Origin of the sequence: Paenibacillus swuensis (assembly GCF_001644605.1) — a bacterium.
Taxonomy (GTDB): Bacteria; Bacillota; Bacilli; order Paenibacillales; family DY6; genus Paenibacillus_N; species Paenibacillus_N swuensis.
On record NZ_CP011388.1, the window covers coordinates 1,782,790 to 1,798,377 of the forward strand.

General features: G+C 50.4%; 15 protein-coding genes and 1 riboswitch. Of the genes, 6 read left to right on the top strand and 9 right to left on the bottom strand.

Annotation, left to right across the window (positions count from 1 at the left end; translation table 11 throughout):
• Nucleotides 1-13 precede the first annotated feature (13 nt).
• Both SY83_RS07760 and greA read left to right on the top strand, forming a co-directional pair.
• Nucleotides 14-772, top strand: coding sequence for a DUF1836 domain-containing protein (locus SY83_RS07760; protein WP_068605716.1), 759 nt, complete (start codon nucleotides 14-16; stop codon nucleotides 770-772).
• Nucleotides 773-898: 126 nt separating this feature from the next.
• Nucleotides 899-1,366 (top strand): transcription elongation factor GreA, encoded by a 468-nt coding sequence (greA, locus tag SY83_RS07765; RefSeq protein WP_068605718.1) that lies wholly within the window; start codon nucleotides 899-901, stop codon nucleotides 1,364-1,366.
• A 306-nt stretch (nucleotides 1,367-1,672) separates the two neighbouring features.
• Here greA and SY83_RS07770 read toward each other — a convergent pair whose 3' ends face one another.
• The 5 genes from SY83_RS07770 to SY83_RS07790 form a co-directional block, all read right to left on the bottom strand.
• Nucleotides 1,673-2,305 (bottom strand): YcnI family copper-binding membrane protein, encoded by a 633-nt coding sequence (locus tag SY83_RS07770; protein WP_068605720.1) that lies wholly within the window; start codon nucleotides 2,303-2,305, stop codon nucleotides 1,673-1,675.
• 125 nt (nucleotides 2,306-2,430) lie between these two features.
• Nucleotides 2,431-3,099 (bottom strand): response regulator, encoded by a 669-nt coding sequence (locus tag SY83_RS07775; protein ID WP_068605722.1) that lies wholly within the window; start codon nucleotides 3,097-3,099, stop codon nucleotides 2,431-2,433.
• Nucleotides 3,092-4,117: a sensor histidine kinase gene (locus tag SY83_RS07780; protein ID WP_197479993.1), complete on the bottom strand. Its 1,026-nt coding sequence runs from the start codon at nucleotides 4,115-4,117 to the stop codon at nucleotides 3,092-3,094. The genes SY83_RS07775 and SY83_RS07780 overlap by 8 nt, the downstream gene beginning before the upstream one ends.
• Before the next feature lie 13 nt (nucleotides 4,118-4,130).
• On the bottom strand, nucleotides 4,131-5,816 hold the full coding sequence (locus tag SY83_RS07785; RefSeq protein WP_082882386.1) for a copper resistance CopC/CopD family protein: 1,686 nt from the start codon (nucleotides 5,814-5,816) through the stop codon (nucleotides 4,131-4,133).
• Between the two features lie 21 nt (nucleotides 5,817-5,837).
• Nucleotides 5,838-6,239 carry a DUF2203 domain-containing protein gene (locus SY83_RS07790; protein ID WP_068605725.1) on the bottom strand — a complete coding sequence of 134 codons (402 nt, stop codon included), beginning with the start codon at nucleotides 6,237-6,239 and terminating at the stop codon, nucleotides 5,838-5,840.
• A 152-nt stretch (nucleotides 6,240-6,391) separates the two neighbouring features.
• Nucleotides 6,392-6,587: riboswitch (cobalamin riboswitch) on the top strand.
• A 178-nt stretch (nucleotides 6,588-6,765) separates the two neighbouring features.
• Between SY83_RS07790 and SY83_RS07795 the strand changes: the two genes are divergently transcribed.
• The 4 genes from SY83_RS07795 (at nucleotide 6,766) to SY83_RS07810 (ending at nucleotide 11,396) form a co-directional block, all read left to right on the top strand.
• Complete coding sequence (locus SY83_RS07795) at nucleotides 6,766-8,991, top strand: ribonucleoside-diphosphate reductase subunit alpha (protein ID WP_068605726.1); 2,226 nt, start codon at nucleotides 6,766-6,768, stop codon at nucleotides 8,989-8,991.
• Between the two features lie 52 nt (nucleotides 8,992-9,043).
• The gene (locus SY83_RS07800) at nucleotides 9,044-10,081 is read left to right on the top strand and encodes a ribonucleotide-diphosphate reductase subunit beta (protein WP_068605727.1); all 1,038 of its coding nucleotides are present in this window, start codon (nucleotides 9,044-9,046) and stop codon (nucleotides 10,079-10,081) included.
• Between the two features lie 81 nt (nucleotides 10,082-10,162).
• Complete coding sequence (locus tag SY83_RS07805; protein WP_068605728.1) at nucleotides 10,163-10,354, top strand: hypothetical protein; 192 nt, start codon at nucleotides 10,163-10,165, stop codon at nucleotides 10,352-10,354.
• Between the two features lie 118 nt (nucleotides 10,355-10,472).
• Entirely contained in the window at nucleotides 10,473-11,396 is a 924-nt protein-coding gene (locus tag SY83_RS07810; protein WP_068605729.1) for an SDR family NAD(P)-dependent oxidoreductase, read from the top strand.
• A 99-nt stretch (nucleotides 11,397-11,495) separates the two neighbouring features.
• On the opposite strand, the gene SY83_RS07815 is transcribed toward SY83_RS07810, so the two are convergent.
• Genes SY83_RS07815 through SY83_RS07830 form a run of 4 tightly spaced genes read right to left on the bottom strand, consistent with a single transcriptional unit; the run spans nucleotide 11,496 to nucleotide 15,334 of the window.
• Nucleotides 11,496-12,542 carry a zinc-binding dehydrogenase gene (locus SY83_RS07815; protein ID WP_068605730.1) on the bottom strand — a complete coding sequence of 349 codons (1,047 nt, stop codon included), beginning with the start codon at nucleotides 12,540-12,542 and terminating at the stop codon, nucleotides 11,496-11,498.
• Between the two features lie 20 nt (nucleotides 12,543-12,562).
• Nucleotides 12,563-13,357: a sugar phosphate isomerase/epimerase family protein gene (locus tag SY83_RS07820; protein ID WP_068605731.1), complete on the bottom strand. Its 795-nt coding sequence runs from the start codon at nucleotides 13,355-13,357 to the stop codon at nucleotides 12,563-12,565.
• Nucleotides 13,354-14,190, bottom strand: coding sequence for an AraC family transcriptional regulator (locus SY83_RS07825; protein ID WP_068605732.1), 837 nt, complete (start codon nucleotides 14,188-14,190; stop codon nucleotides 13,354-13,356). The genes SY83_RS07820 and SY83_RS07825 overlap by 4 nt, the downstream gene beginning before the upstream one ends.
• A gap of 25 nt (nucleotides 14,191-14,215) precedes the next feature.
• On the bottom strand, nucleotides 14,216-15,334 hold the full coding sequence (locus SY83_RS07830; RefSeq protein WP_068605733.1) for a Gfo/Idh/MocA family protein: 1,119 nt from the start codon (nucleotides 15,332-15,334) through the stop codon (nucleotides 14,216-14,218).
• Between the last annotated feature and the right edge of the window lie 254 nt (nucleotides 15,335-15,588).

Below are 15,588 nucleotides of genomic sequence, written 5' to 3' on the forward strand. Positions count from 1 at the left end.
ACTGAGGTGACATATGGAGACTTTAACTTTCACCCGTAAGGAAATGTCCAGACTGTTGAGCACTTTAGGTCAGGATAGCAAGATCTCACCCTTGTCCGTAATCCAGGAAATTTGGCGGTCCCGTCATCTTCAGGACATGGCTCAAGGCAATTCCATGTCTGCATTTATCTCTACTTCACTCCCTCCCGTTATTGAAAAAATGATTAAATCTCAAACCGCGCCGGCCTTTTCTTTACATGAAATTGTTGCATTGGGTGCGCAGATTGAATATACACAGTTCTCCGTTACATCCGTGCAAAATTGGGTGAAGCGAGACTTTAAATCATTCATTGGTCCTCCCGAAGCAGGCAAGAAATATTCTCTGCAACAAGTTTCTTTATTTTTCATTATTGAGGATTTACGTTCGACCCTTCACTATGATGAAATTCGTAAACTGTTTCAGTTTCTGTTTCAACCGATGTCGGAGCAAGAAAAAACATGTGTTTCTCCGCTTAATTTCTATAATGCTTATGCGGATTTATTTGAAAAGTTGGATGATCGTTACCGAAACTATAAGGGTTCCCAAACCGATCTGGTATACAAATGGGATCGAATGTTGAGTGAGTTGGCCGAAGAATATGTGGCTTCCCTGCCTGAACGCGATGTGAATTCTAATGAAATTTTGCAAAATGCGTTGCATGTAGCTCTGATTTCCGTGCACACCTCCTGCTTTCAAGTTCTTTCCCGACGATATGTGAACGGTATGATGTTTCTGCATAATTTGGACAAGTAACGGGCCATAGAGAGCTGGCATCTACGATGGAATTGTTTGTGAATTTCGCATGACAGCTCTTTTTAGTGTAGAATAGTGGGATAAATAAACACGAACGAAGCACAGCTTCATATAGGAGATGTAAACATGGCAGAAGAAATTATCATCACGCCGCAAGGCTTGCAACAGTTGGAAGATGAGCTGGATGAATTGAAGACGGTGAAAAGGAAGGAACTGTCCGCTCGGTTGAAGACGGCGATTGCTTACGGGGACTTGAAGGAGAACAGCGAATATCATTCCGCTAAAGACGATCAATCTCATATGGAAACACGAATTAAGCAGATTGAGAAGATGCTGAAGCGGGCCAAAGTGGTCGATACCGTAGATACATCGAAGGTCAACGTCGGCTCGCTCGTGATTCTGAACGATATTGAATTCGCGGAGAAGATCGAATATCGGATCGTCGGGGCATCGGAAGCGGATGCGGCGAACAACAAGATTTCGTACGAAAGTCCGCTCGGCAGCGCGCTCATGGGCAAATCTGTCGGAGCCGTCGTTACGGTCAATGCGCCGGTGGGTGAGATCAAGTTTGAATTGCTGGAGATTCGGGCTTAATTGCGAGGAGTATAGACAGGAATGGATTAACGTAATTTTCTTACGCTATTCGATGCGTCATCTGAATTAGCGTGAGAAAATTACGTTATTTTTTGTTATATATGGCGCAGAAGGGTCGTTTCAGCAATATTGGCTCAATATAGTGAAGATATTCTACGCTATTTTCGGACGAGATTAGTTTAGTGAAGATTTCTTACGCTATTCTAAGCAAGTTCTGCGGGGAACCAGCGCATCTCATACAAAAAGAACACACCCCGAGGGAATGCGTTCTTCTGATGCAATTAATGCATGCTTATGCTTATATGCTTATGCGCGTTTACGCAGCGCCAAGCCCAGAGCCGCCAGCGCGACTACAAGGGACGCGATCGACAAGATCAACGGCACGTTGGACGCTTCACCCGCTTCAGCGGCTTCATGTCCTGCTGCTGCATCGGTTTCAGCCGCCGGAGCCGCCGCGCCATGGTGCTCTTCGCCCGCCGCGGCGGCTTTAACCGTTGTTACGGAAGCAGGCTTATCCGCATCCGGCGCGCCAACCCACTCCACCAGCGTACCATCCTCATACGTCTGGTATGCTTTCCATGCCAGCTCCGTAGTGTCCGCCCCTACTTTACCCTGCATGCGGAATTCCGCGAATTCGCCGGGCTTCACACCGCCTTCTTTGGCCGTCCACATGACACTGGTCAGCTTCTCGCCTTCCTTCTTCGATTCATAAGTCCAGCCTGGTTTACTCTCGAAACGAGATACATCCACACCTACCGGAAATTTCACTTCCACCTTCACCGTGGCCGTTTCCGCTTCGTTCGGTACGCGCACCGTGAACACTTCATATGCATTTTGAGATGTCTCTTTAGGCATAACCGTAACGTGCGCGCTGGCCGCGGACACAAGAACCAACATAGCTGTCATACAGAGCATGAACATGGAACTAAACTTTTTCATCAACAAAAACCCACCCTTATTCCATTAAATTATCGATCAACCTAAAGCAACTATATCCCAAGGCCATGGACGGGGCATGACTCGAAAGGGCTATACCTGTGAAAGAATTGTGGCTCCGGTCTATGCTATCGGTTTATCCAGCCTTGTTCAAATGCATACCTGGTCAGCTGCACGCGGTTGTCTAAATGGAGTTTTTGCAAAATATTCTTTAAATGGTTTTTCACCGTATGTTCCGATATTGACAAGGCCGCGGCTACATCGCGATTGGATTGACCGCTGGCCACACACTCCAGAATCTCGCGTTCTCTTCCCGTTAAACGCGTTATTCCTTCCTGAACAGCGGGAACTTCCGCCGATTTGGATGTTGCCGGTGAAAATTCACGCAGGAGCTTACCGGCCACCTCTTTAGACATCGGAGCCTCATCAATCGCGATCGCTCGCAAATATTCATGCCAAGCCGAAGGTTGCAGATTTTTCAGCAAGTATCCTTGCGCCCCTTTGCGCAGCGCCTCAAACAGATGGGTAACATCGTCGGACACGGTGACCAGCACAATTTTCACATAGGGAAAGCGTTCCTTGATGCGTTTAGTCGCTTCCAGCCCGTCCATATCCGGCATTTGAATATCCATCAGCAACAGATCCGGCATCCAGCGCTCGGTAAGCTCCAACGCTTCCACCCCGTTCCGCCCTTCAGCGACAATGTGAAAGGACGGATCCATGCCGACGATATCCCGCATGCCTTCTCTCGCGTGCTCATGATCGTCCACGATAATGACGCGGAAAGGTTCAGTCATGATCCGTCGCCTCCTTCACAATCTCCACTTTCGTCCAACCCTGTTCACGGTGCACAAAGCACAACCAGCCCATGGAAGCGCATCGTTCCTGCATGATGCGCAGGCCGTACTTGCCTGTCCCCGTCTCGGGTAGGGACAGCACAGCCCTTGCGCCCGGCTCGCCCGACGGCGGTTGATCAACGGGCTGCCTTCCGGCTGCCGTCGAGCCAGGTGTGCGGACAGCTGTGCCGACTACGGCCGAGGCGGCTGCAACCGCAGTGGCACCGGCCGCACCCGCAACGCCGGGCGTTGCTCCTGGCTCTAGCGTTGCCGCCGCCGCGGGCGCAAACCCCTGCCCGTCGTCCGCGACGGAGCAGCTCCAGCCGCGGCCAACCTCGCGGCTATCCATCCGCACGCGGGAAGCCCGCGCGTGCTTCTGCACGTTCACGAGCGCCTCGCGCAGGCACGCGAGGAGCTCGACCTTGTCCTTGGCCGTCAGCCGATCCTCCGGCAAGTCCCAGGATAATTGCACGGCGATGCCGGTCTCATCGCCGAAATCCGAGGCAAGCTGTTGCATTGCTTGCCTCCACGGCGGCTCCTCCGGGGTCGCCGGCACCTTCAGATTGGCGATCGATTGCCGCACATCTTCATACACCTTGCGAATCGTACGCCGCATGGGCCCGTACGAATCCTGTTCAGCCACAGTGGGATGATTCCGTTCGAGCTGATCCATCTTCACCGACATCAGGAACAGGGATTGCGATATGCCGTCATGCAGCTCCCGCGCCAGACGTTCCCGTTCTTCCAAGGATGCCTTCTGTCCGCGCTCCGCCTTCAATTGTTCCTGCATATCCTCGAGCATATCGAACAGCTTCAGGAGAAAGGTCACGGTCACCAGAAACACGAGCAGGGGCGCGATCCAATTCCCCAGATTCATGGAAATGTATGATTCCAGCACACTGTGACGCGCATATTCCCATAATCCGATTGTCAGTGTCGGAATGAGCAGAATCAGCCATTTGATTTGATTATAAGACATCATTCATCCGCCTCTAGTAGATTCGCATCTCCGTTTTGTACACTTTCTCATTATCCTCCGGATCCAATACCCGCAGCTCCACCAGCCATTTCCCCGCAAAAGGCAGATACGGTCCCTCGACTTTGTACGCGTACTTCTCAAACCCGGTGAAAGCATCGAAATCCTCATCTTTAAACGCCTTGACAGGCACCGTGATGGCTCCGGTTTCCGGACGGTCCAGCGGATGCATTCGCAGCAATACCTGTTTGGGTTCACCCCTATTCTCCGGCAAAAACACCTTCACTGTAAATGTATTAACCCCCGGCACATTCGGCGAAATACGTACCGTTCCATGCTGCGTTTCGCCCATTTCATGAAAGTATAAAGGCTCGTTGGCGGGCAACGGGGAAATATAAGTGAAAATCCCCACAATCACCAAGATGGCCGCCATCAATCCCGCGTCCAGCTTCAATAGCTCCGATAAAGCCTTACCCTTCTTGATGCGGTTTCTTAAATAAGCGCCTACCACCAGCACAGTCAACACCAGTACCGTCTTGAGGATCAGAAATTCGCCCCATTGTGTATATAACAGATAGTCGATTCGCGGTAAGAACACGAACGTGGACAGGATGCCGGTTGCGATCAAGGCGACGATAGACCACAATGCGCCACGCGAAACGGCGCTCACGTAAGCCTCTTTCACTTCTCCAAGCTTACGCCACTGTACTAGCAACAACGTCACTCCGCCTACCCAAACGGCTGAAGCCAACAAATGCGCATAATTTAACGAAACGGTGAGCCATTGGGGGTCAAATCCCGCAGCATGCCCGGTCATCGCCTTGGCACTCAATAAGACCATCACCCAAACGATATCCATCATCCGGTTTCGGCCAAGGATGACGAATCCGACAAAGGACCATACCAGCGACACCATCCATGACAGTCCCACATCGGTCTGTGTGAACAGCCTTGACCATTGATTCAATCCTTGCTGACCGACTAAATTCCATGCGTGAACAAAGATATAAAGCAATAACAGCAGCAATTGTGCCCGCTGTGCCAGCAACATACCATCCTTCAAGGAGGTTTGCAGATCCTGTGACCCTATGGGCAAAACAGCATTCCAAAGCACCCAGCCGCTCAAAATCAGCAACGCGATATAATAAGCAATACGCACGGCAAACTGAACGTATTGCTGCAAGTCCATATCCCATGAAACTTGTTGATTGACATGGCCCGCATGATCTCCCTCATGCAGCTCATGCCCCTCAATCGGAAATTTAGGCACGTCCTCCGTAGCCGGAGGGTCACCGACCGTGAATACATACGCTCCCTCGACGGGGTGACCGTCCGCGGAAATGACGCTGTATGAAACGGTGTAAACCCCTTCGCCGGGCTTTTGTTTCAGCTCCAATCGCAGCACAGTTCCGTTCTCAGTAACCCTCGCACCCGCGCTTCCAAGCTTAGCTCCTTTGGCGTTTAACACATTGATATTGTACAGTTGCTCCTCAATGGCTTCATTAAACTTCAGCGTTACGCTGCTCGGTCCGGTTTCCAGCCTGCTGTCCGCCGCGGGTACCGCTTGTACCATTTGAGCATGAGCATCTGCCGTACCGGGCATAAAGACGCCTAACGCCGTAAAGAGCACTGCGACTAGCGCCAGCACCCCTGCGGCCGTTCGCAATGAACGGCTCATTAGATCATATAATGTCTTGTGCAACGATTCGTTCCTCCTTCAAACCTATGTCAGCTTCTTCCGGCCCGCAAAGCCTTCGTTAATTCCATGATAATGCGAGATTCCTTGTTCGCCTTGCTTCCAGCACAACAATACTTCTTCACCATGAAGATAAGAAGGAAAATCAATAAGACCCGAGTCGATGTCTTTCACTTCCACACCCTGCAACTCAAAATTTTTCAGATGGGCACTAGCTTCAATTTGCAGAAATTCAATCTCGCATTCCAGCGTAAATAAAGCATCCGAATCATCCGAAACTTGTTTGGCGTGAAATACTTTCTTATATAGTTCCAACTCTTCATATTTATCTTCGAAATCTCGTTTAATGTTCTGTAAATGAATCAATTCCCGCTCGAGCAAGGGCAACAGAGCGTTCGCTTCCTCCAGCTGGAAATACCTCTTGGCCACTAAAGCCACCTCCATACCTGCACTTAAAAAATGATGATTTCATAAAGACGGTTGATCGATACTTACAGTGTACTCTATCCTCTGTAAATTTACCAATGCGGATCTGAGTCTTGACAGTCACTATATGTTGATGTAATTTAAGGTATACACAACTACATATTGTGGGAATAGGTACTCCAAGACGAAAGTTTGGAGTTTAATAGGGAAATCGGTTCAATGCCGATGCGGTCCCGCCACTGTAACAGCGGAGTTCTGCGCAGAAAGCCACGGGGTGTTAAAGCAACCTGGAAGGCGCGTAAAGAATGATGAAGCTGGAGCCAGGAGACCTGCCTGTTCTGACAGCACGATAATAAACCTACGGGAGATAGGGCGGTGCTTGAATCAGGATCGGCAGACATGTCACATATGACTGCTCCGGGCGCATTTACGGCCTGTATCGACCTCTATTCATGACAAGCGGAATTCCTCGGGGATTCTGCTTTTTTTATTTTTTTGCCAGATAAATTTGATCGGGAGTGTGTCATCCATGGATATTGTGAAGCGTAACGGACAACGCGAAGAACTTATATTTTCGAAGTTGAAAAAAGTGATTGATTTTGCCTGTGAAGATTATAAGAATTGTGATTCGTTAGAGCTGGAGACGGCTTTGCTGCCCCACTTTCGGAACGGGATCTCCACGAAGGAAATTCAGGGGACGTTGATTCAGGTTTCCGTCGAAAAAACATCTGTTGAACAACCCGACTGGCAGTACGTCGCGGCGAAGCTTCTGATTTATGATCTGTACAAAGAAGCGGCGGTGCACCGGAAATACGGGTATTTTGGATATGGCGATTTCTACTCTCTGCTGACTTATCTGGGCGAGAAAGGCTTATACGGGGGGTATATGCTGGAGCATTATTCCCGTGATGAAATCCGTGAGCTGGGATCCTATATCGTGCCGGAACGGGATTATTTATTCAACTATATCGGCTTGAAAACGCTGGCGGACCGTTACATGATCAAGAGCTTCTCAGGTGATGTGCTGGAGCTGCCGCAAGAATTGTTTATGGGTGTGGCCATGCATTTGGCCATGAAGGAAACGGACAAGCTCGCTTGGGCCAAACAGTTCTATGACGCGTTAAGCCAGCTCCAGATGACGGTGGCGACGCCTACGCTCGCGAATGCCCGTAAGCCGTTCCATCAGCTTTCCAGCTGCTTTATCGATACGGTGCCTGATAACCTCTGGGGAATCTATAATTCAGACCAGAGCTTCGCTCAAGTATCCAAGCACGGCGGAGGCATGGGCATTTATGTGGGCAAGGTGCGCAGCAAAGGCTCCGACATCCGCGGGTTCAAAGGTGTGGCGGGCGGCGTCATTCCATGGGTGAAGAACTTCAACAACACAGCCGTTGCCGTTGATCAGCTGGGTGTACGTTCGGGTGCGGTTGCCGTATACCTTGATGTGTGGCATAAGGATATTTTTGATTTCCTGAACGTGAAGACGAACAACGGGGATGACCGCATGAAAGCCCATGACATCTTCCCCGGCATCTGCATACCGGATTTGTTCATGCGGCGCGTCAAGGAACGCGGGGTATGGCATCTCTTCGACCCGCATGAAGTACGATCCGTCATGGGATATGCCATCGAAGATTGTTGGGGCGAGGTATGGGAATCGCGCTATGAAGAATGTGTGGCGGATCCCCGCCTGTCCAAGGAAGAAGTGCCGGTCATGGATATCATGAAGAAGATCCTGTCCAGCGCATTCGAAACAGGCACGCCGTTCCTCTTCTTCCGCGACACGGTGAACCGCGCCAATCCGAATAAACATAAGGGCATGATCTATTGCTCTAACCTGTGCACGGAAATTTGCCAGAACATGAGCGCAACAGAGTTTGAATCCGTCACTTATGAGGACGGGATCATATCCACCCGTGTGAAAGCCGGCGATTTCGTCGTCTGCAACTTAAGCTCCTTGAATCTGGGACGGGTGCGCTCCGAGGAGGAGCTCGAGCAAGTGGTCTCCTGCCAAATGCGGATGATGGACAACGTGATTGATCTGAACCACTATCCCGTACCTCAAGCGGAGATTACGAATAAGAAATATCGGGCCGTCGGCCTCGGCACCAGCGGATACCATCAATGGCTGGCCGAACGGGCGATAAATTGGGAAAGCGATGACCATGTGGAAGAAGCGGACCGCTTGTATGAGCGCATCAACTATTACGCGGTGAAAGCGTCGATGGAAATCGCGCGCGAGAAAGGCGCCTACCCCGCCTTCGAGGGCAGCGAATGGCAAACCGGCGAGTATTATACCCGCAGGGGGTATACGAGCGAGGCTTGGTCGGCGCTGCGCGAACAGGTGGCTGCGCACGGTGTGCGCAACGCCTGGATGTTCGCCGTCGCGCCGACGGCCTCCACGTCGTTGATCGCCGGTTCCACGGCGGGCATCGACCCGATCTTTAACAAGTTCTTCGTCGAAGAGAAGAAGAACGCGGTCATTCCCCAGACGGCGCCGAATCTGAATGAGGCGACGTTCTGGTACTACAAGGAGGCGCACCGCATCGACCAGATGTGGAGCATCCTTGCGGCGGGCCGCCGGCAGCGCCATATCGATCAGGCGCAGTCGTTCAATCTGTACATCACGCCGGAGATCGGCGCGAAGGAATTTATGGAGCTGTACATCGCCGCGTGGGAGCAAGGCTTGAAGACGGTATATTACTGCCGTAACCAAAGCCTCGAGGTGGAGGATTGTGTCAGCTGCTCGGCATAACGGCGGTTAGAAGAAGTTCGCATACACAAACGATATCGGAGGTCAGAACATCATGGAACTTACCAAGAAGAAGTTGTTTAACGAGCGCGGCGACCGCGACTGGGGCAAACGCCGAATGATCGGCGGGAATACAACGAATCTGATTGAGCTCAACAATGTGAAATATGAGTGGGCCACCAAAATGTACCGCACGATGATGAACAATTTCTGGATTCCGGAAGAAATTTCTCTTGCTCAGGACGCCAAGGACTATAAGAATCTGTCTAATGAAGAAAGACAGAGCTATGACAAAATCATTTCCTTCTTGATTTTCCTGGACTCTTTACAAACGGCCAATTTGCCGAATATCAACGAGTATATTACCGCGCCGGAAGTTAACCTGTGTCTGACCGTACAGACGTTTCAGGAAGCGGTACACAGTCAGAGTTACTCTTATATTTTGGACAGCGTCTGTCCGGCGGAGGTTCGGGATCGCATATATAATGAATGGCGCGAGGATGAGCATTTGTTGAAACGGAACCGGTTTATTACAGACTTGTATGAGCAATTTATCGCGGAACCTACGGATCGCAATCTGCTGAAGACGATTATGGCGAACTATATTTTGGAAGGAATCTACTTTTACAGCGGGTTCAGCTTCTTCTATGCCCTGGGTCGTCAAGGCAAAATGCTGGGCACCGTCTCGGAGATTAAATATATTCAACGGGATGAGCTGACCCATCTTGCGTTGTTTCAGGGAATTTTTCGGGAAATACACAGAGAAAATCCGGAGATCCTGGATTTAGCCTTGATTGAGGAGCTTCGCGACATGATGCGTACAGCCGTTGAACATGAGATCAGCTGGGGTCAATATATTACAGCGAACCGGATACCGGGGCTGACGAATGAAATCGTGGAAAACTATATTCAATTCCTGTCCAACGAACGTCTTCGCAAAATTAATCTGGCTATCCTCTACCCTGACGTGGTGGAGCATCCGTTGAAATGGGTTGAGAGCTTCAGTAACATGAACGGGATGAAGACGGACTTTTTTGAGCAAAAGGTGACGAATTACAGCAAATCCACGAATTTAAACTGGGACGAACTGTAAACCGATTTGAACAGTACCCGGTTGGATACAATAAAATGGAGAACGTTACAATACAGTCTGCTGTAAGGAGCTAACTTATCCATGGAACACGAAATCGGTCCGCACGAGCCTTATGCCGTAACCAACTTGAACCGTCATGAGAAGCTGATAGATAAAATTCAGCAGCTGGAGTCTCAGATGCGGGAAGAACTCGGCGAAGAAATTACGCTAATCTCGTATACCAAGAACGCGCACGCAGACTTGCCCGCATGCCGAGCGGGACTGGACAACTAATCGGGACGACGGAACCGCCGATCGCCATTTCTTACGCATGTATTTTGCGAGGAGATGGCGATTATTTTATGGCGAAATGTGGGAAGGTAAAGTGTACTTAAGACTGGGAGGGAATCCTATGAGCGTAAAAGAACAATTGCAAGGAGTCACTGTGGTGATTACCGGCGCCTCCAGCGGCTTCGGCAAGGGCATCGCGATTAAGCTGGCGGAGGAAGGCGCTAATGTGGTTCTGGCGGCGAGGCGAACGGAGCTTATCAAGGCATTGGCGTCAAGCTGCGGCGACCAGGCGCTCGCGGTCACGGCCGACGTCGGCAAGCCCGAGGAGGTCGAGCGCTTAGCGGGGGAAGCGATCGATAAGTTTGGCCGGATCGACGTGTGGATTAACAACGCCGGCATAGGTATTCTTGGTTCGTACACCGATGTGCCCTTAGCGGATTTGACTCGGGTGACCGAGACGAATCTGTTAGGCACGATGTACGGGAGCCATATCGCATTGCGGCACTTCAAGGCTAAGGGGGCCGGAACGCTCATTAACATCTCCTCGATCTCCGGCAAAATCGCTTTCCCTTTTTATTCCGCTTACAGCGCTACTAAATTCGCCGTTACCGGACTCACCAAAGGGCTTCATCTGGAGGTGAAATCCGAAGGCTATGAGCATATCCATGTTTGCGGCGTGTATCCTTGGGCAACGGATACACCTTGGTTCGATCATACCGGCAATTACTCCGGACATACGGCGCGCATGCAGCCGTTGGATCGACCGGAACATGTCGTGGATGCGGTAATCGACTTGATTCGCAACCCGCAGGAGGAAGTGGAAGTCGGCGCCTATGCCAAAGGAACGGCCGTTTCCAGCCATCTGTTCCCGTCGTTCACAGATCAGATGAGCGGCAAGCTGGTGCTAAAGATGATTCATGATGCGCCCGAAACCGCACCAACTTCCGGCAGCCTATATGAACCGATGGCGATCGGAACCGAGGTGTCCGGCGGCGTGCAAGCACGTATTGAGGCCGAAGATCGGCGGATAAGCCAGCAGCATTAGTCAGCTGATCCTGCAAGCGTAGCAAGAAACAGCCCTCTCCATTGGAAGAAAGGGCTGTTGGGTCTGTAATTACCACTATTTCGGATGATTATTGCGTTATCAATGATTGAACTTCAAGACACTTTGCAACACAGGCTCCTTATTCTCATCAAGCATCCGGTAAGCATCGGCTGCCTGCTCAAAGTTAAACTGATGCGTGACCAGTTCAGCCAGCTTCAAAGCTCCCGATTTCGCCAATTGCATGATGGTTTGTTCCATTCGGATTCGGTCCCAACGCCGGTTGAGCCACGGCGCTACCCCGCCGATCTGGGAACAGATCAGTTGGACCCGATTGTGATGAAACTCTTCACCCAGATAGACATCCTTGGCTCCGCCTTGATAGAAGCCCGCTGTGACGACTTTGCCGTTGTAAGCAACGCTTCGTATAGCTTCATGCAAGGCAGGGGAAGCGCCAGAAATTTCAATGGCGACATCGGCTCCCCTTCCACCCGTAAGCTGTCTAATGGCAGCCGAGATATCTCCTTCAGAAGAGTTCAGCGTATGGTGAGCCCCGAAGGCAGTCGATTTCTCCAAGCGATATGGATCGAGATCGATCGCAATGACCGTCCCTCCATTAAGTCTGGCTAGTTGTGAAACCAGTTGACCCGGCACGCCTTGACCGAAGACAGCGACCGTTTCACCTACATGGATATCCGCATCGAGAATCGCATTTAAAGCAATTGCCCCCATTTGCGAATAGATGCCGCATAAAGGATCCATGTCGCTCGGCAGCTTATGATCCAAAGCGAATTGTTCGGTTACAACCGCTGCGGAGCTATGACCCCAAGCCCCATACACAATGTCACCAACCTGAATCGTATGGACATCCGGACCTATTTCTTCAACCACACCTACCTCTTCATAGGCCCAACCTCCAGAAACGGGATACAGAGAAGTGTTGTCTTCCCTCGGTGTGAATAGTCGAAGGTCCGGATCGTACGTCTTTCCTACAAATGGGTTCGTTCCTCGATAAGCCGTCAACTGCGTACCCGCGCTGATTCCGGAATATAACGTTTGCAGGCGCACTTCGCCGGATTTCAGTTCCGCCTCTGCAACATCTTCAAAGGCAACCTCTCTGGGGCCATTGAAATTAAGTCTTCTCATCATCGTTTCATGCTCCCTTCATCCTATAACATACAAGTACGCAGATAATCCGCCATCTCGATATAAGCCGCTTCTTCATTCCCCGGTAGCAGCTCGCACTCCACGGCCATATATCCCGTAAAACCGATTTCCTTCAATGTTAGGAACGCCTTACGGAAGTCGCAGTGCCCCTGCCCCGGCGGCAGCCGATTGCTGTCGGCAAGGTGAACATGGGTAATCAAATCCGCGGCTCCCTTTAAGCTCAAAGAAATGTCTGGTTCTTCTATCTGCATATGGAAGAAATCCGGCATGACCTTCACCGCGTTGAAGCCCCCTTTACGGATTAGCCTTGCAGCATCGTCCAGACAATTGATCATATGATCCTCGTATCGGTTCAGCGGCTCCACAAGCAGCATACTGCCGGCGGATTTCGCCAGTTCATTCAATTGCCGAAGCGAATCCATCAAGATCTCCCGGTCTTCGTCCGAATTTCGCGGCGGCGAGAACGGAGGCAGCTTCCTGGAGAAGATGCCGAAGGCGGCCGGAGCGATAACACCAGCTGCGCCGATCTCCGCGGTATACTTCAGAATCTCGCCGATATCCCGGATGGCAAGCGCGCGTTGCTCGGCATCGAAGTCACCGATCCAGCCCCTGTATCCGCCGCATACCGAACTGATTTCAACACCTGTCGCTTGAACTGCTTTGCGAATTTCGGCGAATCGATCCATCAACAAGCGCCCGTCGATTTCAAGTCCGTCGAACCCGACGGCTTTAATTTTCGTCAGCTTTTGCTCATATGTATCTCCAAAAAAAACTCGATCTTGAGTAGCCAGCTTCACCTGATATCCCTCCATTTCATATTCAAGCTTCGATAATGCGAAGGCGAGACGCCGACATTGGACTTGAACAAACGCGTAAAGTTCTGAATTTCACTGAAACCGAGGCTCCGGGAAAGCTCCGTGATCGTCATGTCGCTGGTTTCCAGCAGCGCCTTAGCTTTTTGAACTTTCATTTCGCGTTGTACCTGCATCGGCGACTTGCCGAACAATTCTTTAAACCGGTTGCAGATATAAGTTGGATGCATATGCAGCTCTTTCGACAAACTCTGTAACGAGATCTGCTCTTCGGGTTGTTGTACAATTCTGGTAAGCAGATTCACAAAGCTTTGAGATTGATTAAGAAAGGAGCTGTTCATCTGTTGTCCCAACGAACTGTCCAAGATGATATATAGCAGCTCCAGCGCTTTCGCCTGCTTCAGAATGGTTAAGGGCAAGGAGGTGCTCCTTGAAGTCGAAGTGATAAATTGCATAAACACCTGCTCGAAGTATTCCGCGTTCTGAAGACGGAAAGCAACAGGAATTTGAAACAGCTTCATCACATCCATCACGCCCGCAATCTCATAGTTGAAATGCCACCATAGAAATTCGGTCTCCTCTTCAGAATCCTTAAAGTGGTCATGCTCTACATTCGGGGGAATACATACGACCGTGCCGGGCGATATGGTATGTAGTTGATTGCCGACTCGAAGCTTTGCACTGCCCTTCTTATGATAGGAAATAATGTAACACGGGAGGGTACGATTAAGATTGCTCAGTTCCTTGCGCCGGTGTATATCGAATTGCACTACATTGAGCTCCGCAATCTTCAGTATCGCTTCCAGCTTTCCATCCATGGGGTCCTCCATCCCTTCTCCATCATCATTCACTGACCGTTACCCATGATCGGGTCCGATGACTTTCAACAATGGCATCGATAATCTTCATAATCCCATGACCTTCCGAAATGGTCGCGAACCCGTACTGGGCTTTCTCCTCCCCTTGCTTCCTATCCTGAATTCGATTGTAGAAGCTTAGGAATAAATTCTTAACTCCATCGGGCCAGCCTTCCTGATGACCCCCGGGATAATGAATATAGGATAAGGCGTCGGCTCCCAAGATCAGCGGATCCCTGTCCATATGGAAGTTAGGAACATCTCTACGGCCAACCCATAGTTGATTCGGACTCTCTTGATCCCAACGCAGAGACCCATGTTCCGCAGACAGGTCAAACGTTAACTTGTTCTTGCTGCCGGCGCTGACTTGCGACACAGTGAAAACACCTTTAATCCCGTCTTCAAAATGGACAAGCACACTTCCGCAATCTTCGGTAGAGACCGTTATCGGAGCCTGATCAGGGCCATACCTCACAGGGTGCACAATCTGTAAGTCCGCGAACACCTCGGTTATTTTTCGGCACAGAATATATTGAGTTAGATCACACCAGTGGGAACCGATATCGGCAATCGCTCTCGTAACACCTGATTTATCCGGATGCAGTCTCCAGTTGTAATCGGTCTTGTGCAGCAGCCAATCTTGCATGTAACCGCCGCACATCAGATGTACTTTACCGTACTCACCGTTCGCTAACATCTGGCGGGCTTGAGTCACCATAGGGAAATGCCGGTAAATAAAGCATACTCCGCTTATACCCGGACTCCGATTCGCCAAGTCCGCAAGCTCGGCGGTTTCTGATGAACGCATGGCCAACGGCTTCTCGGATAATAGATGCTTGCCCGCTAAGAGCACTTCTTTGTTGTATTTGAAATGAACCTCGTTCGAAGTACAATTATGAATGACCTCGACCTCCGGATCCCGAATGAGCTCCATGGCGTCTCCGTAAGCTTTGGGGATGCCGTATTGATCAGCGCATTGGCGGGCTTTAACCAGCGAGGTGCCTGCAATGGCGATCACCTTTACATAATTCAGCCTTCGAAGGGCTTCCAGATGAAAGGTTGCCGAAAATCCCGTCCCGATAATGCCCACACGAATATCCTCCATAGAACCTCCCTCTTCCGGTACCCTTGTTCGTGTCAAGCATCATTAATACAGCTGTGAATTACCTTATTAAACTTTGGTGGAATTTGCTTCATTCCCAAGGAATTTGAATCGTTGTTGCGCTTACTTTTCAATTGTATACGTTTCTATCCTAAACTGAATACCTTAAATACATGTTTATTTATCACAAATACAGGTATTGCCTAGAAGTTATCAAACCTCTCGGTATTCGGCCCGGAGAGCAAGCCCCAACGCAA

Bases quoted from the DNA above. Each gene is read 5' to 3' on its own strand.
- SY83_RS07825 (WP_068605732.1), bottom strand. From the start codon at position 14,190: ATGGATGGAAAGCTGGAAGCGATACTGAAGATTGCGGAGCTCAATGTA.
- SY83_RS07810 (WP_068605729.1), top strand. From the start codon at position 10,473: ATGAGCGTAAAAGAACAATTGCAAGGAGTCACTGTGGTGATTACCGGC.
- SY83_RS07780 (WP_197479993.1), bottom strand. From the start codon at position 4,117: ATGTCTTATAATCAAATCAAATGGCTGATTCTGCTCATTCCGACACTG.
- SY83_RS07805 (WP_068605728.1), top strand. From the start codon at position 10,163: ATGGAACACGAAATCGGTCCGCACGAGCCTTATGCCGTAACCAACTTG.
- SY83_RS07775 (WP_068605722.1), bottom strand. From the start codon at position 3,099: ATGACTGAACCTTTCCGCGTCATTATCGTGGACGATCATGAGCACGCG.
- SY83_RS07770 (WP_068605720.1), bottom strand. From the start codon at position 2,305: ATGAAAAAGTTTAGTTCCATGTTCATGCTCTGTATGACAGCTATGTTG.
- SY83_RS07815 (WP_068605730.1), bottom strand. From the start codon at position 12,542: ATGATGAGAAGACTTAATTTCAATGGCCCCAGAGAGGTTGCCTTTGAA.
- SY83_RS07800 (WP_068605727.1), top strand. From the start codon at position 9,044: ATGGAACTTACCAAGAAGAAGTTGTTTAACGAGCGCGGCGACCGCGAC.
- SY83_RS07830 (WP_068605733.1), bottom strand. From the start codon at position 15,334: ATGGAGGATATTCGTGTGGGCATTATCGGGACGGGATTTTCGGCAACC.
- SY83_RS07795 (WP_068605726.1), top strand. From the start codon at position 6,766: ATGGATATTGTGAAGCGTAACGGACAACGCGAAGAACTTATATTTTCG.
- greA (WP_068605718.1), top strand. From the start codon at position 899: ATGGCAGAAGAAATTATCATCACGCCGCAAGGCTTGCAACAGTTGGAA.
- SY83_RS07760 (WP_068605716.1), top strand. From the start codon at position 14: ATGGAGACTTTAACTTTCACCCGTAAGGAAATGTCCAGACTGTTGAGC.